At 60.7% G+C, this 22,117-nt stretch carries 26 protein-coding genes; 4 read left to right on the plus strand and 22 right to left on the minus strand.

The features are described from left to right. Nucleotides 1-33: 33 nt before the first annotated feature. From KOE53_RS02125 to rpsB, 8 genes are all read right to left on the minus strand, one after another. Nucleotides 34-315, minus strand: coding sequence for an Rv1322 family protein (locus tag KOE53_RS02125; protein WP_188057191.1), 282 nt, complete (start codon nt 313-315; stop codon nt 34-36). Nucleotides 316-327: 12 nt separating this feature from the next. Then, the gene (locus tag KOE53_RS02130) at nt 328-927 is read right to left on the minus strand and encodes an aggregation-promoting factor C-terminal-like domain-containing protein (RefSeq protein ID WP_241095366.1); all 600 of its coding nucleotides are present in this window, start codon (nt 925-927) and stop codon (nt 328-330) included. Between the two features lie 66 nt (nt 928-993). Then, nucleotides 994-1,578: a DivIVA domain-containing protein gene (locus KOE53_RS02135; protein WP_188057192.1), complete on the minus strand. Its 585-nt coding sequence runs from the start codon at nt 1,576-1,578 to the stop codon at nt 994-996. Then, nucleotides 1,575-2,495 carry a phosphatidate cytidylyltransferase gene (locus tag KOE53_RS02140; protein WP_188057193.1) on the minus strand — a complete coding sequence of 307 codons (921 nt, stop codon included), beginning with the start codon at nt 2,493-2,495 and terminating at the stop codon, nt 1,575-1,577. The genes KOE53_RS02135 and KOE53_RS02140 overlap by 4 nt, the downstream gene beginning before the upstream one ends. A gap of 5 nt (nt 2,496-2,500) precedes the next feature. Continuing rightward, complete coding sequence (gene frr, locus KOE53_RS02145) at nt 2,501-3,055, minus strand: ribosome recycling factor (RefSeq protein ID WP_188046141.1); 555 nt, start codon at nt 3,053-3,055, stop codon at nt 2,501-2,503. Between the two features lie 74 nt (nt 3,056-3,129). Next, nucleotides 3,130-3,849: a UMP kinase gene (gene pyrH / locus KOE53_RS02150; RefSeq protein WP_188046140.1), complete on the minus strand. Its 720-nt coding sequence runs from the start codon at nt 3,847-3,849 to the stop codon at nt 3,130-3,132. Nucleotides 3,850-3,980: 131 nt separating this feature from the next. Next, a complete protein-coding gene (tsf, locus tag KOE53_RS02155; RefSeq protein WP_188046139.1) occupies nt 3,981-4,808 on the minus strand; it encodes a translation elongation factor Ts in 828 nt (275 codons plus the stop codon). Nucleotides 4,809-4,847: 39 nt separating this feature from the next. Next, on the minus strand, nt 4,848-5,714 hold the full coding sequence (rpsB, locus tag KOE53_RS02160) for a 30S ribosomal protein S2 (RefSeq protein ID WP_188046138.1): 867 nt from the start codon (nt 5,712-5,714) through the stop codon (nt 4,848-4,850). 336 nt (nt 5,715-6,050) lie between these two features. On the opposite strand from rpsB, the gene KOE53_RS02165 reads away from it, so the two are divergent. Further along, a complete protein-coding gene (locus tag KOE53_RS02165) occupies nt 6,051-6,542 on the plus strand; it encodes a M23 family metallopeptidase (protein WP_188046137.1) in 492 nt (163 codons plus the stop codon). Nucleotides 6,543-6,554: 12 nt separating this feature from the next. On the opposite strand, the gene KOE53_RS02170 is transcribed toward KOE53_RS02165, so the two are convergent. After that, the gene (locus KOE53_RS02170) at nt 6,555-7,484 is read right to left on the minus strand and encodes a tyrosine recombinase XerC (RefSeq protein ID WP_188057194.1); all 930 of its coding nucleotides are present in this window, start codon (nt 7,482-7,484) and stop codon (nt 6,555-6,557) included. Between the two features lie 73 nt (nt 7,485-7,557). Between KOE53_RS02170 and KOE53_RS02175 the strand changes: the two genes are divergently transcribed. Continuing rightward, nucleotides 7,558-8,256, plus strand: a complete 699-nt coding sequence (locus tag KOE53_RS02175) for an SDR family NAD(P)-dependent oxidoreductase (protein WP_188057195.1) — start codon at nt 7,558-7,560, stop codon at nt 8,254-8,256. Between the two features lie 178 nt (nt 8,257-8,434). Here the strand turns inward: KOE53_RS02175 and KOE53_RS02180 are convergent, their stop codons facing one another. The 6 genes from KOE53_RS02180 to KOE53_RS02200 all read right to left on the minus strand — a co-directional run bounded on the left by KOE53_RS02180 (nt 8,435) and on the right by KOE53_RS02200 (nt 13,047). Beyond that, nucleotides 8,435-9,505 (minus strand): DUF8606 domain-containing protein, encoded by a 1,071-nt coding sequence (locus tag KOE53_RS02180; protein ID WP_188057196.1) that lies wholly within the window; start codon nt 9,503-9,505, stop codon nt 8,435-8,437. Then, nucleotides 9,495-9,815: a thiamine-binding protein gene (locus tag KOE53_RS02185; RefSeq protein WP_188057197.1), complete on the minus strand. Its 321-nt coding sequence runs from the start codon at nt 9,813-9,815 to the stop codon at nt 9,495-9,497. The genes KOE53_RS02180 and KOE53_RS02185 overlap by 11 nt, the downstream gene beginning before the upstream one ends. Nucleotides 9,816-10,132: 317 nt before the next feature. Next, nucleotides 10,133-10,777, minus strand: a complete 645-nt coding sequence (locus tag KOE53_RS13440) for a Fic family protein (protein ID WP_251364045.1) — start codon at nt 10,775-10,777, stop codon at nt 10,133-10,135. Further along, nucleotides 10,770-11,243 carry a Fic/DOC family N-terminal domain-containing protein gene (locus tag KOE53_RS13445; RefSeq protein WP_251364046.1) on the minus strand — a complete coding sequence of 158 codons (474 nt, stop codon included), beginning with the start codon at nt 11,241-11,243 and terminating at the stop codon, nt 10,770-10,772. Before KOE53_RS13445 ends, KOE53_RS13440 begins: the two co-directional genes overlap by 8 nt. A gap of 100 nt (nt 11,244-11,343) precedes the next feature. After that, the gene (locus tag KOE53_RS02195; RefSeq protein ID WP_188057324.1) at nt 11,344-11,817 is read right to left on the minus strand and encodes a DNA-processing protein DprA; all 474 of its coding nucleotides are present in this window, start codon (nt 11,815-11,817) and stop codon (nt 11,344-11,346) included. A gap of 453 nt (nt 11,818-12,270) precedes the next feature. Further along, nucleotides 12,271-13,047, minus strand: coding sequence for a hypothetical protein (locus KOE53_RS02200; protein WP_188057198.1), 777 nt, complete (start codon nt 13,045-13,047; stop codon nt 12,271-12,273). Nucleotides 13,048-13,134: 87 nt separating this feature from the next. Here KOE53_RS02200 and KOE53_RS02205 point away from each other — a divergent pair, with 87 nt between their 5' ends. After that, on the plus strand, nt 13,135-13,413 hold the full coding sequence (locus KOE53_RS02205) for a helix-turn-helix transcriptional regulator (protein ID WP_215401647.1): 279 nt from the start codon (nt 13,135-13,137) through the stop codon (nt 13,411-13,413). Here the strand turns inward: KOE53_RS02205 and KOE53_RS02210 are convergent. Beyond that, entirely contained in the window at nt 13,392-13,985 is a 594-nt protein-coding gene (locus tag KOE53_RS02210; protein ID WP_188057199.1) for a recombinase family protein, read from the minus strand. The two genes, KOE53_RS02205 and KOE53_RS02210, sit on opposite strands and share 22 nt — an antisense overlap. Nucleotides 13,986-14,201: 216 nt before the next feature. Here KOE53_RS02210 and KOE53_RS02215 point away from each other — a divergent pair, with 216 nt between their 5' ends. Beyond that, nucleotides 14,202-15,995 carry an ATP-dependent nuclease gene (locus KOE53_RS02215; RefSeq protein WP_188057200.1) on the plus strand — a complete coding sequence of 598 codons (1,794 nt, stop codon included), beginning with the start codon at nt 14,202-14,204 and terminating at the stop codon, nt 15,993-15,995. On the opposite strand, the gene KOE53_RS02220 is transcribed toward KOE53_RS02215, so the two are convergent. The 6 genes from KOE53_RS02220 to KOE53_RS02245 all read right to left on the minus strand — a co-directional run bounded on the left by KOE53_RS02220 (nt 15,949) and on the right by KOE53_RS02245 (nt 22,049). Then, nucleotides 15,949-16,617, minus strand: a complete 669-nt coding sequence (locus KOE53_RS02220) for a hypothetical protein (protein WP_188057201.1) — start codon at nt 16,615-16,617, stop codon at nt 15,949-15,951. The two genes, KOE53_RS02215 and KOE53_RS02220, sit on opposite strands and share 47 nt — an antisense overlap. Nucleotides 16,618-16,842: 225 nt before the next feature. Further along, nucleotides 16,843-17,772: a hypothetical protein gene (locus tag KOE53_RS02225; RefSeq protein ID WP_188057202.1), complete on the minus strand. Its 930-nt coding sequence runs from the start codon at nt 17,770-17,772 to the stop codon at nt 16,843-16,845. A 2-nt stretch (nt 17,773-17,774) separates the two neighbouring features. Beyond that, complete coding sequence (locus KOE53_RS02230) at nt 17,775-19,247, minus strand: recombinase family protein (protein WP_188057203.1); 1,473 nt, start codon at nt 19,245-19,247, stop codon at nt 17,775-17,777. Further along, nucleotides 19,238-20,071: a DNA-processing protein DprA gene (locus KOE53_RS02235; RefSeq protein ID WP_188057204.1), complete on the minus strand. Its 834-nt coding sequence runs from the start codon at nt 20,069-20,071 to the stop codon at nt 19,238-19,240. The genes KOE53_RS02230 and KOE53_RS02235 overlap by 10 nt, the downstream gene beginning before the upstream one ends. Next, entirely contained in the window at nt 20,068-21,654 is a 1,587-nt protein-coding gene (locus tag KOE53_RS02240; protein WP_188057205.1) for a YifB family Mg chelatase-like AAA ATPase, read from the minus strand. Before KOE53_RS02240 ends, KOE53_RS02235 begins: the two co-directional genes overlap by 4 nt. Continuing rightward, nucleotides 21,651-22,049, minus strand: a complete 399-nt coding sequence (locus KOE53_RS02245; RefSeq protein WP_188046129.1) for a YraN family protein — start codon at nt 22,047-22,049, stop codon at nt 21,651-21,653. The genes KOE53_RS02240 and KOE53_RS02245 overlap by 4 nt, the downstream gene beginning before the upstream one ends. Between the last annotated feature and the right edge of the window lie 68 nt (nt 22,050-22,117).

Raw genomic sequence — 22,117 nt, forward strand, 5'->3', positions numbered from 1 at the left:
GCGAAGCAGGACAAGCGCGACGGCGATGAGGGGCTAGGCGAGGCGCCAGCAGTGCAGGTGCCAGTGACGCCGGTCGCGGACCGCCGCTTCGTCACCGAAGAAATGCTCGGCGCTCCAGACGACCAGGTGAGCCTGGCCAACCGGAACTTCCTGCCCACATCCCGGGCAGCGATAGGCCTTCTCGGCGCGACTCGATGAGATCTCGCGGATAAACCATTCGGAGCCGCGGCGAGTGACGCGCTGGGCGCCCCCGTTCGCGAGTCGACCGACGTCGCTCAGCGGCCCAGCTTCGGCTCGCCGGTGCTTACGCGCCATGGCCGGGTCCTGCTACCACCAGTGGTTCGCGAGCCAGAAATCGTAGGCCTGCGCCCAGCTGCCGTAGCGACCCGTCGCGTAGCCGTTGGCCCAACGCAGGTTGTCAACCGGGTCGTATCCGTTGCCGGGAACCTTGCTGCAGGGCAACGCCTGGATGACGCCACAGGCACCCGAACTCGAGTTCGTCGCGTTCGGGTTCCAGCCACTTTCCTTGCTGGCAATGTAATCAACATAGCCCCAGTCGCTCTGCGCGATACCTGCGGCTGCCATCCACTCAGCCGGTGCGCCCCCACCGGTGTACAGCGGGCGCGAAGCCGCTTGAGGCTGCGCCGCGGCCGCAGGCTTCGGCGGCGGCTCGGGGTCGGGCAGTCGCTCGATCTCGAAAGACTCAGCGGGGATCGAAGTGTCGGGAATGTCCGACGCGACGAACTGCTGGAAGATCTCGGCGCTCGGCTCTGGGGCCGCCTGCGCGGCGGTTCCCGAAAGCGTCACGGGCGCGATTACTGCTGCGCCCAACAAAGTTGCCGCAGCCCCGGCGGCCAGCATGGACAGCACCTTTGAGCGGCGCCGGAGCGCGGTCGGGGTGCCTGCGGGCGATGATGAGAGGAACACAATACCAACGATTCTATCTCACGTGCCCTTGAAGGACACTCCGAATGTGGGTCTCGGCAGGTGACGCTAGCGGCTGGCGAGCACCAGTTCGACGACCGAATCGAGCAGCGCATCGACCTGGTCTTCGTCGTACCCACGCCATTCCGAGTGGAACATGACCTCGCGCACCTCGCCCGTCGACAGCGGAGCGCTGCCGTCGAGCAGTCCAGTGATCCGGTCAACGAACGCGTCTACCTGAGACCGCTTGTACCCGGTCGCGAACAGGCCGCGGCGGCGAAAACGCTTCCCGCGCGGGCGAGTAATACGGCCGCGAACGTCCGCGACAATCGCTCGCACCTCGGTCTCCCACTCCCCCATACCGTGCTCCTGCACGAACGCGCGCCGTTCTCGCTCGAAGAAGATCTCTTCGAGACGGTCAATCGCGGCGTCGACAAAGCGTGCCGAATAACCGGACTTCACCAAAGGGAACGATGTCCGGCGGAGCTCGGAAGCGGTCACTGGATCGTCGCCCCCTGCGCCCTCGTAGGTCGCGCGGGCGCGTCCAAGAAACGTGTCGACGTCAGCGCGACGGTAGCCCTGCTCACCGCGCGGCGCGATCGGAAACGCCGTACTGGTCTCGGTTGTCCCAGCCCTAGCGCTACGAGCGCTCACGCGATCACTCCGGCGGTCAACGCGACACCGAACACCACTGCGGCAGACGGCAGGATCGAGTCAAGGCGGTCAAGGAAACCACCGTGACCAGGAATCCATGAACTCATGTCTTTCACTCCCAAGTTGCGCTTGATCAGCGACTCCGTGAGGTCGCCGCCCGTTGCGCTCAGCAAGAGCAGCACCCCCATAATGACGCCGAGCCACCACGGCTGCCCCAGTACGAGCGTGGTCATCAGCGTCGCGGTAACACACGCGGCCACTGCCGCCCCCGCAAAGCCTTCCCACGTTTTGTTCGGGCTGATACGAGGCGTCATCTTGTGCTTGCCGAGCGTGATCCCCGCAGCGTATGCGCCAATATCGACCGACACCACGACGAGCACGAGTGTGAACACCCACCATTCGCCACCCGGCTCGCGCACGAGCAGCACCGTGAAGCCCGCGAGGAACGCTACATACACGAGCGAGAAAAGTCCCGAGAAGATGTCGCGCAAGAGTGTCTTCGGGGGTACCTCCCACCGGGGCACGAGGCCCTCGATGAGTCGCCAGGCGGTGAGCAACAACGACGCCAAAACGAGCCCCAGCAGCATGCCTTGGGCACCCTGCCAGTACGCGCCAGCGATCACGACTACGCCACCGATCATCGCGCCAAAACGCGGAACTCGGCGCCCTGATCCGCGAAACGCAGAGGCAAGCTCGAGCAACGCAATCGCCACGATCACGGCCACCAGGGCAACGAAGATCGCCTGGTTCAGCAGGAGGCTCCCCACGAACACGCCGCCAAGGAGCACGCCCGTGCCGATCGCCAGGAACAGGTTTCGGCCGGCGCGCTCCTCAATGCGAGCGCTCGTGGCCTCAAGCTTCGCGCGCTGCGACTCGAGGTGTGCCCGTAAGTCGTCGTGTCGTTCTTCCCCCGACATGACGCCTAGACCTCGAGGAGCTCTGCCTCTTTGCGCTTCAGCGCGTCATCGACCTGGTCGATGAACTGCTTCGTCAGCGTTTCAAGCTCCTTCTCAGCGCGGACAATATCGTCCTCGCCGACCTCCGCCTTGAGCGCATCAAGCTCATCCTTCGCCTTGCGGCGCATGTTGCGAATCACGACGCGCGCATCTTCTGCCTTAGCCTTGACGACCTTGACGAACTCCTTGCGGCGCTCCTCGGTCAGGTCGGGAAGCGTCACGCGCACGACGGTTCCGTCGTTCGAGGGGTTTGCCCCCAGGTTCGGCATGTCGCGAATGGCCTGCTCGATGTCGCGGATCGCCCCCTTGTCGTAGGGAGTGACGATCAGGCTACGCGCGTCCTGGTTGGCAACCGAGGCGAGCTGCGGCAGTGGGGTCGGCGTGCCGTAGTAGTCGACCAGCACGTTCTGCAGGATCGAGGGGGTCGCGCGACCGGTACGGACCTGAGAGAAGCTCTCCTTGGCCGAATCGAGCGCCTTGCTCATTCGGTCCTTTGCGTTGGTAAAGACCTCATCAATCACGGGGTTCTCCTTCGTCGTACGGGTACCGTTCCAGCATATCGGGAGCGGTGAAAGTAGTGGGCCGGCGAACCGGACTAGCTGTGGACGAGCGTGCCGAGCTCTTCGCCACGCACCGCGCGAGTGACCGAACCGTCGGGCGACATGCCGAATACGCGCATGGGCATGCCATTATCCATGCAGAGGCTGAATGCGGTCGAGTCGACGACACGCAGGCCGCGTTGCAACGCCTCGTTGTAGGTAATGCGATCGATCCGGGTCGCCGTCGGGTCGACGTTCGGGTCGGCGGTGTAGACGCCGTCCACGCCGTTCTTCGCGACGAGCACCTCGTCAGCGTGAATCTCGAGCGCGCGCTGGGCAGCTACCGTGTCGGTGGAGAAGTAGGGCAAACCGGCGCCGGCGCCGAAGATGACGACGCGGCCCTTCTCGAGGTGACGGATCGCGCGCAGCGGAATGTACGTCTCGGCGACCTGCGTCATCGTGATCGCGGACTGGACGCGGCTCGATACGCCGGCCTGCTCGAGGAAGTCCTGCAACGCGAGCGCGTTCATGACGGTGCCGAGCATGCCCATGTAATCGGCCCGGGCACGGTCCATGCCGCGCTGCGAGAGCTCTGCTCCGCGGAAGAAGTTGCCGCCGCCGACGACGACCGCGACCTCGGCGGTGTCCATGGCTGCGGCGATCTCACGCGCCACGTGGCTGATGATGTCGGGGTTGACCCCGAGGGTGCCTCCGCCGAACGCCTCCCCCGAGAGCTTGAGCAGTACGCGGCGCTTCTTCGTGGGGGTTTCGGTCATCAGAGGGTCTCCTTCGTTCACATGTAGCGTAGCGGGACTACGCCGATATTGCTGTGTGGTGCCTGGGCCACGGGGCCCGGGCACAGCACGAGACCCGGGCCACAGGGGCCCGGGTCTCGTGTGTTGTCTGGCTAGGCGCCGACCTTGAAACGGGCGAAGCCCGAGATGGTCATGCCCTCGGCCTCGAGGACCTTGCGCACCGACTGCTTGCTGTCGCGAGCGTAATCCTGCTCGAGCAGCACGACGGTCTTGAAGAACCCGCTCAGGCGGCCCTCAATGATCTTCGGCAGAGCAGCAGCAGGCTTGCCCTCGTTCTGCGCGATCTCGGTGACGAGGTCACGCTCCTTGGCGACATCAGCCTCGGGCACACCGTCGCGGTCCACGTACAGCGGATCAGCGAACGAGATGTGCTGGGCGATCCCGGTACCGGTGTCCGCGCTGCCGCCGGCAAAGCCAACGACGACGCCAACCTGCGGCGGGAGATCCTTCGAGGTCTGGTGCAGGTAGACCGCGATGTGCTCACCCTCGACGACCGCAATACGACGAAGTTCAACCTTCTCGCCGATAATTGCTGCCTCGTCGGTGATGATCTCCGCGACGGTCTTGCCCTCGAGGGGAGCAGCAACTGCCTCCTCGAGCGTCTTCGCACCGGCGGCGACGACTGCGTCGAGCACGCGCTGACCCAGTGCGATGAACTTCTCGTTCTTCGCGACGAAGTCGGTCTCGCACGCGAGCTCGATCATCGTGGCGGAGCCTTCCGACTCCTTGACAGCGATGAGGCCCTCGCTCGTGGCACGGCCCTCGCGCTTGGCGACGCCCTTCATGCCCTTGAGACGAAGAATCTCAATCGCCTTCTCGATGTCGCCTTCAGCTTCAACGAGTGCGTTCTTGCTATCGACCATGCCAGCGCCGAGACGCTCGCGCAGCTCCTTGACGGCAGCCATGCTGACCGTTGCCATGTTGACTCCTTTTACGTAGAGGTGTGAGTGATCCGGTGCTTACTCAGCTGCGGGAGCCGCAGCCTCGGCCTCGGTGGCCTCGACAGCGGGGGCTTCCTCAGCAGCAGCCTCGACCGCGGGGGTCTCTTCTGCGGCGGGTGCCTCGTCGGTGCTCGAGGTCAGGATCTCGACCTCCCACTCGGCGAGGGGCTCAGCAGCAGCGCCCTCTTCCGGCTTCTGGTGGCGCTCCATGAGGCCCTCAGCAGCAGCGTCGGCGATCACGCGGGTCAGCAGTGCGACCGAGCGGATGGCGTCATCGTTGCCCGGGATCGGGTAGGTGACCTCGTCGGGATCACAGTTCGTGTCGAGGATCGCGATGACGGGGATACCGAGCTTGCGCGCCTCGTCAATTGCGAGGTGCTCCTTCTTGGTGTCGACGACCCAGAGAGCCGAGGGGGTCTTCGTCATGTTGCGGATGCCGCCGAGCGACTTGTGCAGCTTGTCGAGCTCGCGCTTCTTGAGGAGGAGCTCCTTCTTGGTGAAGCCACTCGTGGTGCCCTCGAAGTCGAGCTGCTCCAGCTCCTTCATGCGCTCAAGGCGCTTGGTGACGGTCTGGAAGTTGGTGAGCAGGCCACCGAGCCAGCGCTGGTTGACGTAGGGCTGGCCGACGCGGTCGGCCTGCTCTGCGATGGCTTCCTGCGCCTGCTTCTTGGTGCCCACGAACAGGATCGAGCCGCCACGAGAGATCGTGGTCTTGACGAAGTCGTACGCGCGATCGATGTATGCAAGCGACTGCTGCAGATCGATGATGTAGATGCCCGAGCGCTCGGTGAAAATGAAGCGCTTCATCTTCGGGTTCCAACGACGGGTCTGGTGTCCGAAGTGGACGCCGCTGTCGAGCAGCTGGCGGATGGTAACGACGGCCATGGTCGTTTCTCCTATTCTGCGCATCACAAATGATGCGGTATTTGCGGTTATGTCTCAGCCGCGAGTGCGGCTAATCCTGGTGCCCGGCTCCCCCGCCGCCACTCGCACTGAAACAATGCAGGTGGACCGGTGGCAGAAAAGCGCTTTCGGGCACGCGTAGTCACCCCGTGAGGAGTGCTTCCCCCATCGTATCACCCCCGAGGGCGCCGACGTCGCAGCGGCGCGAGGGGTTTCGCCGCGCGTGCTTCTCCGGTCACAGGGCACGCAAACGCCGACTTCTCCACCGATTCGCAGGATCCGCCCCGCTGCGGTGTCTCTCGGCGCAGAGTCTTGGGTATGAGCGCGACGATCCGAACGACGAGGTGGGCTCGTCGTCTGCTCTCCATCGGGGCGATGTTTGCCGCCGTCGGCGGAATTATTCCCGGTGGGACCCTCTGGGCTCCGCCACTGGGGCCACCACTCCGCGTCGCGGAACAGTTCCGCGCTCCGCCCAATCCCTATGCGGCCGGGCATCGCGGCCTCGACGTAGCAGCCCTCACCGGCACACCGGTCCTTGCGCCCGCCAGCGGGGTCGTGACCTTCGCGGGGAATGTGGTGGACCGCCCGCTACTGAGCATCAGGGTTGACGAGCGCACCCTCCTATCGCTCGAGCCGGTCACCACCGAGCTGCTCGAGGGCGCTCTCGTCAGCCGGGGCGTGGAGGTCGGCACCGTTGCCACCGGCGGACACTGCGGCACGCGCTGCCTGCACCTCGGGGTGCGGGTCGATGGCGAGTACGTGAACCCGCTGCGCTTCTTCGCAGGCCGGCCGAAGCTGCTGCCGTGGTGAGCCGGTGTTTCGCTACGCCCTCGGGTGCGCCTGGCGGTAGCTCTGCGCGAGCCGCTCCGTCGAAACGTGCGTGTACACCTGGGTGCTCGCGAGGCTCGCGTGGCCGAGGACCTCCTGGACGACACGGAGGTCCGCGCCGCCGTCGAGCAAGTGCGTCGCGGCGGTGTGCCGAAACGCATGCGGGCCGCGCGGACCGCTGCCGGGCTCCTGGTCGAGCTCGCGACGCACGAGATCGTAGACGGTGCGGGTTGAGATCGCCTGGCCCCGGCTCCCCAGAAACACTTCGGCGGCGGGCTGGGCTGGGGTTACTGCGGCGTTCGCGCGTGCCCTCAACGCTGGGCGCGCATGATCGACATAGCGTTCCAAAGCTCGCGCCGCGGGGGCACCGAACGGAACCAGTCGTTCCTTGCCACCCTTGCCGAGCACGCGCACCGTCCGCTCCCCCAGATCAAGCTGATGCAGGGGCAGCTCACTGAGCTCCGAGACACGCAACGCCGAGGCGTACAGCAGCTCGAGGATCGCGTGGTTGCGCACCTCGATCGGGTCACCTGATTCGGCGAGCACAGCGGCACGGTCCAGGATCCTGCCCATCTGCTCGTCACTCAACACGCGAGGCAGCGACTGCGCCGCCTTGGGCGCCCGCAGACGGGAGGCCGGGTTGCCGGGAACGACACGGCGATTCTCGAGCCAGCCACCAAATGATTTGAGCGTCGCGACGCCCCGCCCGATGGTGCTCGACGACAGGCCAGCCTGCTGCCGGGCCCACAGCCAATCACGGAGCACATCGATGGAGAGATCCGCACTGTCCGTAACGTCACGCTCGGCCAAGTAGTCGACGAGGCTGCGGAGGTCGGTCCGGTAGGCGCGCAGAGTGTGCGCCGAGTACCCGTATTCGAACTCGACGGTTTCGAGGAATCCCGTGATCGCCTCGTCTAGTCGCATGCCGCCATTCTGTCAGGTGGGAACCTTCTCCAGCTCGAGGCACGGCGAAGCGCCGGATGGGATACTACTCCCCGTGAAGGTACTGGTTGTGGGCGCAAGCAAGGGTCTCGGTCGAGCATTTGTTGAGGGGCTTATCGGCGACGGCCACCAAGTCACTGGGGTCTCGCGGGTGCGCCCCGCGGACAGCGACATGAACTGGATCGAGGCAAATTTCGACGACCCACGCCAGGCCGCAGAAACCGTCGCGCTGCATGCCCCAGGCGGATTGGATCTCGTGATCTACAACCTCGGGGCGTGGGAACCGGACGCCTTTACTCCTGACTACGACTTTGTCTCGCAGCAGGACAACACGACAGAGTCACTCATCGCCACGAACATTACCGGGCCGATCCTGTTGCTGAACCGACTGCTTCCGCGGTTGCTCAGCAGCGACCAGCCCCGGGTAATACTCACTGGCTCAACTTCAGGCCTCCCCAGAAGCGGGCGACCCGAGGTCGCCTTTGGCTCGACAAAGGCCGCGTTGAACGGACTCGCCGACGCCTTGCGGGAGAACTATCGCGCCGAACGACTCGCGGTCACGACGATACAACTCGGGTACCTCAATACCGCCGACTCACTCGATGTCCCGAAGGAACGCGCGGCCTTGGCTGGCGAAGGCTTACTGGTCCCCGTGCACGACGTACTTGACGTGGTCCGGATGATCCTGGCACTCTCGCCGGCCTCATTCATTCGGGAGATCGTGATGCCCGCGATCCTGGACGAGCGATTCTAAGCGGCCGATTTGGTCATCGTGCTCTCGACCTGTTCGAGCTTTGCGTCGAGCTCGCCGTCGTAAACCTCTTTCCTGGCCACCTTAATATTTCCGCGACTTTGAGTGATTCATAGATGGCCTCACACGCTCTGGGGTGAGCGCGTATTCAGCCACGACAGACAGTTCCCCAACTTGCATCTCACTCATCGTGGACTCCGAAGTGTTCAGTGAGCCGATCCAGTGTGAACTCCTGCCGAAGCTTACAAGCACTGTTCTGGTTTGCGAACAGCCCCTTCTCCCAATACGCCGACTGCTCGTCTACCGTGCCAATCCACTGCGCGGGAACTACCCATTCACTGTCGTCAACGGTGGTGGCACCGCTGTGCGTATACGTTCCGATCAGTGCCTGGTCGGATAGGGCAAGCTTTTCCCCCGGCTCATCGAGAATCGCGTCTGCAAACTCCATTGCTGCGCCGGTCACTACCCCGACTCCGACATAGCCCGTCTGCGGGATGTTGACCCACACTCGGGCACCCACAGGCAGGGCGCGAATCGTCTGAGTGTAGAACTTGCCCCCACCAGCTGAGACGAATCCATACTTTCTCGCATCTTCCCAGGCACGGCCACCGCCGAATGACACGTACCAATCAAGACCGTTCCAGGCAGCGCGCTTTGACGTTGACTTTGCGCTCGATCCGGCCACGCCTTCTTCTGAGGTCGCAAGCCAAGAGCGGGCGAGATATCGACGATCATCGTCTTCCAGATATGTAAAGAAAACCGCATTGATCGGCACTCCAAAGCCCCGCAAATAGGTGACGATACGCTCAGAACTCGCATCAAGCGATGAAGCGATGATCGTCAGGCGCAGCTCTCCATTGAGATCATCTGGAGGTGCGATTCCGAAAGTTTCCTCGAATGCCGCTTCAAATGGCTGTTCCAGTTCTTTTTCTGCAATGTCGATGATCTCGTCACGGGGCAGAGTTGTTACCCATGAGCCGTAGTCGAGAACCTGGGAGACCACTTCGCGAGGTGTTCGGTCCCGCTTGAGCTCAAGTACATGCAGGTTGCCTTCGGCATCTATTGCCAGGAGATCAAGCCGTTTTCCATACGGGGTAACGATCTCGCTACCAATCACCAGGAGCGGAGTACCCAGCAGGGAAGGATCCTGCCGGAGGAACTGGTGCAGCTCATTCTCTGTGGGAAGAGTTGCAGCGCTCAATTGCTTCGGGGTTTGGCCATCAATACGCCACATTCGCATCTCAACTGGCATGGTTTGCAGTCCCCTCAATCGCGGCTTCCAACCGCTCAAGCTTTGCGTCGAGCTCGCCCTCGAACCCGGGGCGAATGTCCGCCTTCATCACGAGGGAGACGCGCGACCCAAAGGGCAGCACGGCCTCGGTCGCGCGCTTTACGACGTCGAACACCTCGTCCCAGGTTCCCTCGATCTCGGTGAACATGCTGGAGGTCCGGTGCGGCAGGCCCGACTCGCGGACGATCTTTACCGCCTCCGCGACGGCGCCCGATACAGAGCCATCGGAGTCCGCGCCGCCCACCGGTGCAACTGAAAACGCAAGAATCATGAGGCTTCCTTTACAGGGTTGTTCGGGCGTGCCGAATCACGGACAGCCTCTCCCCAAACGCTACAACACGCCCGCGCGGGTCCGTGCGCATAACGACGCATGAGCACTGAACTGCCGAGCATTGCGGCACCCATCGGAGTCGAGACCAAGGGAGACCTCTGGCCCTGTAGAGAGATTCCGAACTCGCGTGAGCTGTTTGACACCGGCACGGACCTCCGCGACCGAGTCACCATCGTCACCAGCCGGCCCGACCGCTCAACCTCGCCGCGCCAGGCCGCAGGCGGACTGTTGAGTCGACGTGTCCGCGCCGCAGTGCATTATCGTCCGCGCCGCGCGCGCCGACCGAAGTCGTCGAGCGCGGCGAGCACCAAGGGTGCGTGCCAGATGCGATTCGCTTCGAACTGTTGGTTTGTTGCAAAACACCGGCATCGACGAGCCGGAGCCGAGCCCCGTCGAGCGCGAATCTCTACCTTCCAGGGGTCCGCGGCGGCTTGCAGCTGGGCGACGAGCGTGCTGCCGTTACTGATTGCGGCAAGCGCAGCTTCGGAGACGGCCTCGACAATGGCGTTCAGGTGGCCGGATCGATACGAGGTCAGCGCGCCGAAGTAGCGGCTCGTATCCTGCAGCAGCCCGGCCGAAACGGGAACGGTCACGTTGCGTGTGATGCCGCCGTGGCGGAGCATGCTGTGAATGAACGCCCGGCCGATACGGCCGTTGCCATCGGGGAACGGGTGAATTGTCTCGAACTGTGCGTGCACGATGGCGCTGTGCACGAGGACGGGCACGTCCGTCCTGCTCGCGAACTCAATCAGATCCCTCATCAGGTCAGGTACTCGCTCATGGTGCGGAGGCACGAACAATGCCTCGTGTGGCGAGATGCCGCCCCCACCAATCCAGACCTGCTCGCCCCGGAATGAGCCGACAAAGTCTGGCGCGCTCTCGGCCAGGAGTGCATCATGCATGGCAATGCATAGACGCGACGCTCAGGTCGTCGGCGAGTTCCAGCGCAGCGCTCATTGCGCGAGCATTTGCGAAGACGAGCCGCGCGTTCTCGGACTGCGATGCGCCAATCTCTGCGAGCGCCACCTGCTTGGCACTTGAGGTGAGATTTTCGATCTCAGAACTCGAGGCAGATTCGGTTCGGAGCAGGATCGAGGTGAACGGCGCCGCGATAATCCCAATCGTCGCGTCGAAACGGGCAAGTTCCCCATTCGCGTCATCGGCCAGCGCGCGGACCTCGGGCGCGAGATCGACGGCCGCAACAGCATTGAATGGTGGCACCGAGGCCCGGTACTCGCCACGGGCCTGGAGTTTCGCCCGACGCGAGGCGACCTCGTTGCCCGAGCGTTCCCACGGGCGAGACTCGTAAGTGAGCGCCGGCCACAGTGGTCGGCCTGCTGCGGAGACTGCATTGCTATCCTGAGGCATGGATCTGCAGTAACAAAGGTTAGGAACATAACCCTTGGTATGAAGATGATTGCCCCGGGTTGTCATTCACACCGTCGTTCACGCGCCAGCCGAGTATCGCTCAGCGCACGCCTGCCACGAGCGCCCAACCCTCTTCGCCGGCCCGCTCCCCTCGGTCGACCGCTCGCCGTTCGACAACTCCGAGGAGCTCAAGCTCCGCGGCGGTGGCACGGGCATCGTCGAGAGACATCCCTGCCCGACGCGCCGCGTCCGAAAGCTCGCGCGCCCCGCGCAGGGGCAACGCGTCTACGAGCCGGCGGTGCAGCGGCGGCGGTCGATCCTGCGCTGACTCCTCGCCCAGTAACGACCCCGCGTCGAGGGCGAGCAATTCACACGCGTCAGCGGCATTGGTAACGAGTACCGCGGCGTACTCACGGATCAGCCGGTGACATCCGGCCGACGTGCCCGAGCTCACTGGGCCAGGGACGGCGCCCAGCGGGCGACCAATCTCGGCGGTGTGCCCTGCGGTGTTCAACGATCCCGATCGCGTCCCCGCCTCGGTGACCAGCGTGGCGGCGGCGAGCGCTGCGATGATCCTGTTTCGTTGACGTAAAACTAATTATAAGTGCAAGTTACAAATCACTCAGTTTCAAATGGATCGACTAACGCATTGACTCCATGTACTGGGCACATGAAAGCAATCATCAGAGCACCCCCCATCTCGGCAACATCCGGGAGACAGTCCTCCCCACATTCAGCGCAGGTGCGGTAGTTATCACTCATGATTCGACCCTACGCTCGCCGCTCACCTAATTGTCGTCTTCGTTGCGGCGAGCGCTTCGGCTACGCATTCCACGCTAAGAATCACGTCGGCGCGGGCTAGCTGGACTAGTTCGAAGATGGGACCCGGACAAGAAAACTCAGTCCTATCTACTTCTGCACCCAAACCAGTTCTGATGCACAGCCCTCCACGTTCGGGGACCTCCCCTGACTGCCGATCGATAGTTCGGAAGCCAGGGACGCTGCCTTCAACCTGCGTAGCTGGCTCCTAAGGAACAGGCCATTCCCATCCGGGCTCTCCGTCAGGACTCCATACGACAGAGGTCGCACCTGGGGCAAGATCCAGAATCCACCAACCGGTGACTGTCTCCCCCTGAGGAACGTCTAGCGGAAAGATCTCCGTCATCGGGAGACAGGTAGTTAGGCCCAATGCAGAGTTCTCGATGGTGCTGCCATCTAGGCTCACGCCAGTCCAGTCCCGCCAATCGAGCCGAACAGTGTCAACGTACTTCGTCTGCAAGAGGTAGTCCTCTGTCGTAGTCATTTCAATCTTCAGCGCCACAAGCTCACCGTTCTGAGTTGACGCACTTGGCTGACACTCAGGGCTTCGAACTGCTTCCAAGACTTTGAAAGAAATTTCTTTCTCGCCTGTACTTCCAAAGATGAAAGCCTCTTCCCCAATTTGCTTCGCCAAGTTGCCTCGCTCGTTCCGCTGGGGCTCAGCCTCTTCTCCATCCGTACCCCCTTCAACTAGAACTTCAGAGTTCTCCATGGAGGTAGAGCCCTCAGCAAGACTGCCAATAAAGCTCCCTACGAACATGATTGGCCCGACTACGCCAAACACAACACTCAGAACCAGCGCAATTACTCCGCTCGCTTTCCCCTTGCCCTTACGCGTCAGCGCAATAATGCTCACAACAAGCGAAGCAATCAAGATCGGTATAGACAGAAACAGAAGTGCAGGCACTGCACCAGTAGCGAAAGCAAACACACCCCCCGCCAACGCGAGGCAGAGAGCGATAATTCCAGCCTTGTTCTTCTCCATTGAGACTCCGAATCTATGTGATGGTTAGCCAACATCTTATGGCTTGCCATAACAACAGTAGCTCCGGGGGCCGCTGTGCTGGGATGCGTGCCCGAAATCTCTCCAGTAAACGAACCAAACTTCGACGCACTCAGACTGCAGCTCTCAAGACTGAGGCACGAAAGGGGCTGGTCCTACGACGAGCTAGCCGCACGCTCAGGCGTCGGACGCGCAACGTTGGTGTCCCTAGAGTCAGGCAAGCCGCGACGGACCCCCGGGAAACCCGCCAGTGAGGGCACCCTCAGAACTTGGTTCCGCATTGCAGAAGCATTCGAAACTACGCTAGGTGAGTTCACCCAGCCCCTCTACTCACGAGATGAAACCTGAACCTTCGTTACCCTGTAAACGGTCGCAATTGAGACACCCATAGTTTTGGAAATATCCGGAACCGAAGTTCCCGCTTCCCGCAGAGCTTGCGCTTGCTTCACCTGCTTGGAGTCCAGGGCCGCCTTCCTGCCTCCGACCCTCCCTGCTTTCTTGGCCTCAGCCAGTCCCGCAGCTGTGCGTTCACGAATGAATGAGCGTTCCATCTCAGCAAAGATCGCGAGCATCTGAAGCATCGCTCGTCCAGTAGGAGTGGTCGAGTTCAAGCCATCGCTAACGGACTCAATAAATACTCCGCGTTCCGTGAGGTCATGAATGAGCCCAGTTACATGCGCGGTTGAACGCCCCAGGCGGTCCAGCTTGTAGACAACAACAGTCTCGCCTGCCTGCAAGTCATCAAGCATGGCGTCAAGACCAGGCCGGGACTGCTTCGCTCCACTGACTCCGTGGTCGATGTACCTATTTCTCTTGAGTACACCTGCCTTGTCGAGGGCATCATGCTGAAGGGCCTCATCCTGCGCAGCAGTCGAGACTCTGACGTAACCAACCTTCGCGGATCCCGCCAATTTGTCCATACCAAATTATCTCATAACTCCATACGTTAAAGCGACGCATAATAGATCAAGTTTTGAGAGCATCTTGGACCCCATGAACTCGCTCAAAACGGAGCAGGGCTCACGAAACCGAATCTCTCGCTGAAGCATCGTTTGTGACACGCAACCCTATCCGCAAACAAGATAGGGTGGCACCAACTTCAAATGTCAACGGGTCGACATCCCAACAGGAGAACAATGAGCAACTCCGAGGTAGACAAGGTCAATTTTCGACTTGATCAAGTTCTAGTAACTTCTGGCGCAATGTTGGAATTGCCGCCCGGCGGCGTTACCGTAATAGTGGGCGCCAATAACGCCGGAAAATCGACGTTGCTTCGACAGATTAATATGGTCCTACAGTCAGGGGCTGATGTCCTTCCACACCAACTACCACGTCTAGTGCAACAGCTTGGCATATTCGCGGAGTGGTCTAGTGAAACTCTATATCAATGGCTCAAAGCTTCTCATGGAGTAATTAAGCGTGACCCTGCAGCAGGCGGAGACTACTTCCACCTCGCCGGATTACACAACGGCAACGGTCAAATTATTCCAGTGACTTCAGTATTCAACGGAAGCTTGCACAGTACGCAAGCTGCCGTAGCGCAACAGCTATACGGCGAGCTCGTCTTCTTTGCAGACGCTCAGTCAAGACTTGGTCAACAATTTTCGTGTGCCGGAAAATCAGAAATTGGGGCACCTTCTGGGGAGCCGCTGCACCGCCTGCAAGACAACAGGGACGTCTTTGACAATCTAATCGCAATTTCGGAAAGAGTGTTTGGTAGCTCTCTACTATTGGATGACTACGCTGGTGGGACTCTCAGAATTAGAGTCGGAAAAGTAGATCTTCCTATTCCCTTGCGGAATGAGCCACTTGGCGAGTTCGGAGATGCGGTTAGGGATCTGCCCGCACTAGATACTCAAGGTGACGGCATGCGTAGCTTCTTTGGACTAATAGTGCCGGTCATTACGGGAACTAAAAAAATTGTCCTAGTTGACGAACCGGAAGCATTCCTGCACCCGCCCCAGGCGAGAGCGCTAGGGCGCGAGCTTGGTACTATCGCAAAGAACACAGACCAACAGCTTGTAGTCGCGACTCACGACAAAGATTTCATCGCCGGTCTATTGCAGTCAGAAGCACCCCTATCTGTAGCTCGTTTGGTGCGGGACGGAAATCATACGCGTATAGCGCAGGTCCCAGCAGCTGACCTAAAGAGGGTTTGGGATGATCGCGTACTGAGATACTCGAATGTACTCGATGGCCTATTCTCGCGACTCGTAATTTTGTGTGAGGCAGAACAAGACTGTCGGTTCTATGAGACAGCGCTGGAATCATACATCGACGAAGGAGGAGACGGAACTGCTAGCGCCCCTCTGCCGTCGAGCGATGTTCTCTTCATCCCAACAAATGGGAAGGACGGGTTCGCAAAACTGATCCCCACCCTCCAACAACTTGCAGTACCAACCGCAGTAATTGTGGACATTGACATTCTAAAATCCGTGGTTCAGACAAAGCAGCTTTTTGAGAGCCTCGGTGGAAATTGGAACGAAGTCGATACAGATTATCGATTGGCTACAGAGTGGCTGAAGACCGCTGGAGCTAAGAAGACATTTAGTAGTGTTCTGCAGACTATTACTAGCGTTCTAGGTCCAAAAGTAGCGGAGAACCCGGAAGGCTCCTACGACAGCACCACCAAGGAGGTCATCGACGAGCTTCTTCGAACGGGCAAGGATCGATGGCATGAACCCAAGGCAGCAGGAGTCGCTGTATTTCGAGGGCAGGCGCAGACTGCGATCTTGGAACTCATCAAAAAGTTCGACGCTCGAGGCCTGCATATAGTTCAAGTTGGCGAGCTGGAAAGATTCGCTCCGGCTCTAGCCAAGAACAAGACATGGCTTCCGGATGCGATCCACCTAGAGGCACACAAGAGTGTGGAAGCACAGAATCTCATTCGCAGGATCCTAGCTCCCCACCTTGTTTCAACGACTGAGTAACCCCAACGCATTCAAGTGGTTCCAAGTGGTTGTCTTGGATTAAAGTCAGAGAAATTGCTGAGGCCATCTCGTCTGCACCTCGGTTTGCCAGCGCCTCTACCATTAGCTCGCCAAACACTGGCCGCTGCCGAGCGAGTTCTCCGACAACCGTTGCGAGCACCGACGCATCTTTGAAGGAGTCCAGCAATGACTCGTGAGTAACCCCCATACGAGAAGCCAGCGTCTGAAGAACCTGAAGCTCAGCTAGCCCCGCCCGAAGCGCCGCTGCCTCGTTTGTCGTATCACGCCGTATCTTCCTGGCCGAGTCAGCTATGTCCAGCATGCGCTCAGAGATACTCACCGGGTTCATCCTGATAGACGCTTTGAAGCTATCTTGCATCGCTGGAGCAGCATGATTCTTGATGTGCCTGTACAGTGAGTGGGAAGAAACTGCGAACCGTTGCGAAATTTGCGAAATTGGTGTGTTCGAGTAAATCGCATCCTCAATCTCAACACGCTTGAACGAACGACATACATTGCATGGCCTACCGCTTTCAGCAACCTCTACTTCCATCTCCGACTCCCTGATAATAGATCTAATTTTATCAGAAGTTGAGTTTGCGATGAAATATGCAAGGTTCATTCGAACTAAGATGAATATTTCGTATGCGTGTTTCTGAAATTATCAATATTCAATTAATTTAACATATTTCATGATCTATGCTATTTCAAATCGTATCTATAGCAATTAGAGTAACATTTGGATGGACAACACTCCTTAACCTGAGGTTAAGGTAGTTCATGAGAATAATTTGAGAATTATGTGTGTACACAGGTGTACACAAATTTGAAGGGTGTGTTTACACTCCTATTCTGATCTGGCCATTTTTCTGTATCGAGCGATAGTCGCCCTACTCATTTTTTGGTCAGGGAAGTCCTCATTCCAAAGTTTCGACTCAAAAGTGTCGCTTCCAGTTGCAGCAAGACTCCCTCGCAGAGTGGTCCTCCAGATGGCCCACATCTCGACTCGATGGTCGCGCGTCTTTTGGGATTTAGCGCCACTTATTTGCCCGCGCTTCGAATTGATCTGGCTAGAGGCTTCTGCCACTTCAGGATCATAGTTCTTCTTGGCAAATTCCGCCGCCCTGCCGCAGAGCACTGCAACATCCACTTTTCCATTCTTGACTGCATTTGGATCTGAGGATAGGTAAGTATACTCTGTCAGCATTTCCCTATTAATATATCTGTAAACCTCCTCTGCTAGTTCGTCCTCTGTCAACTCGAACGGTTGTGACATCGCGAACGACACCGCTACGCGATTGAGTAGGTCAAGTCGGCTAGCAGGGTAGTTCTGCGCTCTCCAGCGCATAGATCGCACCTCGGCATCACTGAATCTCGTTTGCTGGGATGGAACCTGTCTTACCGGAAGATCTGAATTGAGGTGTATTGCTTTAATGTAAAAATTCCGCCACTCACGCCCCGCCGGTTTCGCCGATCTGACAACCCGCCGAGTGGAACCTTCGTCCTTCTCTGCTTTAGACAAAGGCGAAGCCTTATGCTCCAACTTCATTAGCCTGAGATACTCCTGCAAGAGCCACCGTATCTCCACATCTCGCGCAGTTCTTGCAGAAGCAGCTCTCTTTCCCGTTTCAGTAAGTAAAATACGTTTACTACTAGACACAACTCCCCTGGCTGCAGGTTCTATCCCCTCTACATCGTTTGGCTGCAGATTCGTGGTTTCTTCTTTTGGGGGCACTTGTTCCGGAAGAACTTCCTCGTACTCTCGTCTTTCATCCATTGCTAGTACTCACCGCCATAGAAGTCCGGTTCAAGATTCAATCCTGTTGCGATTTTATGCACTACCTGTAGTCTTTCAGAGCCTCGCCCACGTTGAAGAGTTAAATCCATCAACCCCTGTACAACGTTCCTCTTCTGCTCTAGATCTAATTCCTCAAAGGCTTTACGGATATCTTTACGTGCTTTCACGGGATCCGCTCCGTCATCCAACGATGCTCTCCTAGATGTCGGCATAATATTCACCGCTAGTGATGCCATGACACTCAGGGATGATTGCTGAAGTCGTAGCTGGTCAATCTTAGTTTCTAGTGCGTTATATCTTTTTCGCAGGTCGCGCAATCTCTGTACTGATTGAGCAGTTGTAATTAGACCCTCGTCTTCTCGATCCATAGTTTTGAGCATGTCGTTATTGACTTTTTCAAGCTCTCGCATTGGTTCGATGAGGTCAATCTCTTCTTCTTGTCTGAACATTGCAGGAGGACCGGTTAGAAAGGCTAGCTCCATCTGTTCTAGAACCCTCTTCTCAGCAATCTCACCTTTGATTACTGGGTGGCCTGCCTTTGGGGTGAAGCAGTAATATCCTTTGTTTGTGTATCGCATCTTCGCGCCACAAGTTCCGCACAGAATTAGCCCGCTTAGAAGATGGCGCCTTGCGGGCCCGGGTGTAGTTTGTCTTGTAGGATCGCGCAAGATCGCATTCGCAGCCATCCAAATTTCTTCACTAACAATCGGTTCGACATGTGCAGACTTGATAGCTTCTCCGTGACGCACCACGCAGCCGTAGTAAGCAGGGTTCGCCAACATGTCTCTAATACGCACTGCCTGCCACGGCGTCACCTTGCGCTGCTTTTCGCCTGCGTTCTTCTTCTCTTTCTTTGGCACCCCTCGTTCATTTAGATCCTGCGCCATCCCGTATATCGATCTTCCCTCGATTAGGGCGGCGTAAAGCTCTCTAACGATCTTCGCTTCGCTCTCGTCTACCTTTTCGTTCATACGTCTGCCGACTTTCTTGTCCGCAAACATGTACCCGTACCGTGCTTTTCCGGGGACCGGGCGGCCAGATTCAACTAACTGATTATTTTTCGACCGCTGACGTGAGGCTTTGTGTTCAACCTCATATTGCGACCAAGCAGCAACGGTGCGCGCCACGGCACGAGCCGCCGGGGTGGTCAAGTCAAGACCACCTGCCTGCACCGTGTGGATGTTAACTCCAAGTTCAATGACCCGTTCGAGGTCCTTCGTGCGGCGCAGAAGCCGATCCTGCGCCCAGGTGAGGATTACGTCCGGTTTCGATTGAAGAAGTGCTTCAAATTCTGGGCGCACTCCTTTAGTCGCGCTCTTGTCATTTTCCTTGTACACCTTGGTAACGAAAAGCCCCAGGTCTTCTGCCAATTTTTTGCATTCGGCCAGTTGTCGAGCGACTCCGGCACCTTCGCCTGATTCGTCCTGAGATATCCGAACGTAAATCACTGCCATATTTTGAACCTCCTACACTTATTATTGCTTTTACGATGCAGAAATCTCCAGCGAGTGGGGGCGCCGCCCGGGATGATCTCGGAGCAAACGGCGCCCTGCTCGGCGATACGGTCGATCAGGGTGGCATGCGCAGCCGGATAGGCGCGGTCTGCGCCGCCCGCGAGCACGGCGATGGTCGTTGCCCCTGCGGCGAGCGCGGCGCGATGAGCGACGGCATCAATGCCATACGCGGCGCCCGAGAAGATCACCGCCCCGGCGTCGCAGACGCCTCCGACGATCTCGGCGGTGACGTTTTCGCCGTATCCGCTCGAGGCGCGTGCTCCCACCACGGCAAGGCCGTGCGCGTGCAGCACCCCAGGGTCACCGCGCACCCAGAGCGCGAGAGGTGCGTGATCCCCGAGGTCATCGACACGGGCGGGCCAGTTCGGGTCGCCTGGGACGAGCAGACGAAGCCCCGCAGCGGCGGCCTGCTCTAGGTCGCGGAGGGTCGCGCTGTGGCTGAGCCTCGGGCGCCACCGTTCGACTGCGGCCCGAACGGAGCGCGGATCGAGCGCCGCGCGCCGAGCTTCCGTCGGGTCTCGCCAGGCGTCTGCCACGATCTCAGCCGGAGTAGAGCCGGCCACCAGATGGGCGAGTAACGCCGGCGCGCCGAGCATCGCGACCAATACCCCTGCCGCACGATCACCGGGCTCGGCGATCCTGGACCAGGCAGCTCGGGCGAGCAGCTCATCGGCCCCGTGCTGCGCGGCCATTCCTGCGGCCCCGGCTGGGTGTACCCCTTCTAGTAGGCGCCGGGTCTCAGCGTTGGCGGCGAGGGGGATCATGCCGCCACCCCATTCCGCAGCATCAGCGCGCGCGCCACCTCGTGTCGGCCGGGCCGCTCCATGCCGTCGAGGTCCGCGATCGTCCACGCAACTTTGAGCGCCCGGTCATACCCGCGTAGCGTGATCCCTCCCCTGGCGAGTGCCCGGTCGAGCACGATGGTTTCGGTGCGCGCCAACCGGAGCTCGGGCCCGCGCAGCCATCGTCCGGGCACGTCGGCGTTCACCGCCCACGGGGTGCCGACGAGTCGCTGTGCTGCCCGGGCACGGGCCTCGACCACCCGGACGCGCAGCTCGGCGCTGCTCGGGCGGGCGGTCTGCGCGTCCTGAAGGAGCAGGCTCGAGACCCGTCGCACCGTGAGCCGCAAATCGATGCGGTCCGCAAGGGGGCCGGAGATGCGCGCGAGGTAGCGGCGACGCTGCAGCGGCGGGCACTCGCACTCGAGCGAGGTTTCGGCGGAGCCGAGCTTGCCGCACGGGCAGGGGTTCGCCGCCAGGATGAGTTGCACACTCGCGGGCAGGGTCGCCCGCATGCGCGCCCGGTGTATCTCGATCACGCCCGACTCAAGCGGTTGCCGCAGCGCGTCCAAGACTTTGGGCGCGAACTCCGCCGCTTCATCGAGAAACAACACTCCATGGCAGGCGCGGGTGACCGCCCCCGGACGGATCACGTTCCCGGTGCCGCCGCCGATGATCGCGGCTGCCGAGGCGGTGTGGTGCGGACTCTCGAAGGGTGGACGCCGCACGAGCCGGGTCAGCGCGGCACCGCTGCCCAGCGACGCAATGCTGCTGGCCTCGATCGAGGCCGCGTCCGAGAGGTCCGGCAGGATCGACGGGAGCCGGGTCGCCAGCAGCGTCTTCCCCGCCCCGGGCGGGCCGACGAGCGACAGGTGATGGCGCCCGGCGGCGGCGACGAGCATCGCCTCCACCGCTTCGGGCTGGCCCACCACGTCCACCATGTCGAGCGCATCGCCCGGATCCTGCGCGGGTGTGTCGCTCTGAGCCCCGAGGAAACGCGCGTCGGCGCTCGCCGCAGGGTGTGTCTGCATCGGCACCCCGCGGTACCAGTCGACCGCCTGCGCGAGGGTCTCGGGGGCCACGACCGTCATGCCCGCAACGAGGCCTGCCTCTGCCGCACAGCTCGCCGGGACCATCACCCGGGTAAACCCGAGCCGCTGTGCCGCCACGACCGTTCCGAGGAGCCCGTCAGGGCGCCGCAGACCGCCGTCGAGCCCCAGCTCGCCGAGGTGCGCGGTCGAGGCAAGTCGTTCGCGTACGTCATCGCTGCCCGGGAGCTGAGCCGAAGCGGCGAGCGATGCGAGTGCGATCGCGAGGTCGAAACCGGAGCCCTGTTTGGGGAGCGCCGCGGGCGCGAGGTTCACGGTCAAGAAGCGGTTTGTCAGCGGCAGATCGGCCTGTGCCGTCGCCAGCCGCACCCGCAGCTTCGCCTCCGCGAGCGCCGCGTCGGGCAGGCCAATGATCGCCATGCCGGGGAGCTGCTGCGACACGGCCGCCTCGACCTGCACCGCGGCCCCCTCAAGGCCGTTCAGGGCAATCGTTGCGGCCCGGCAGACCGCGGCAGTCACGAGATGCCCTCGAGGTGGTCGATGCGGGGGCGCTCGCCCGGCCTGACCGTGATGCCGATCGCGTCGATCCTGAGGGCGTGCGCGGCGGGGTATTCCGCGCGCACCCAACTCAGCAATAGCCGGCGCAACCGCTGCGCCTTCTGCAGGGTGATCGCCTCGAGGGGGTGGCCGTAGCCGGTGCCGCTGCGGGTCTTCACCTCAACCGCGACGATCGTGTCACCGTCGAGCGCGACCAGGTCGAGCTCACCACGGGCGATCCGCCAGTTGCGCGCCAGGATCTGGTACCCGCGCTCTTCGAGGTAGCTCGCCGCGAGTTCCTCGCCGTGATCCCCCAACGCTCGGGATCGGGGCACCGCCTGCGGTACCGCAGGGCTGCCAATACTGTGCTGTGCCATCTCGCACCTCCGCACTCAGCCTGCGATGCAGCGGGGCGCGGTGGGGCGGGAAATCAGGATCGGTGGAG

Origin of the sequence: Leucobacter sp. CX87, from assembly GCF_018682295.1 — a bacterium.
In the GTDB taxonomy this organism is placed as follows: domain Bacteria; phylum Actinomycetota; class Actinomycetes; order Actinomycetales; family Microbacteriaceae; genus Cx-87.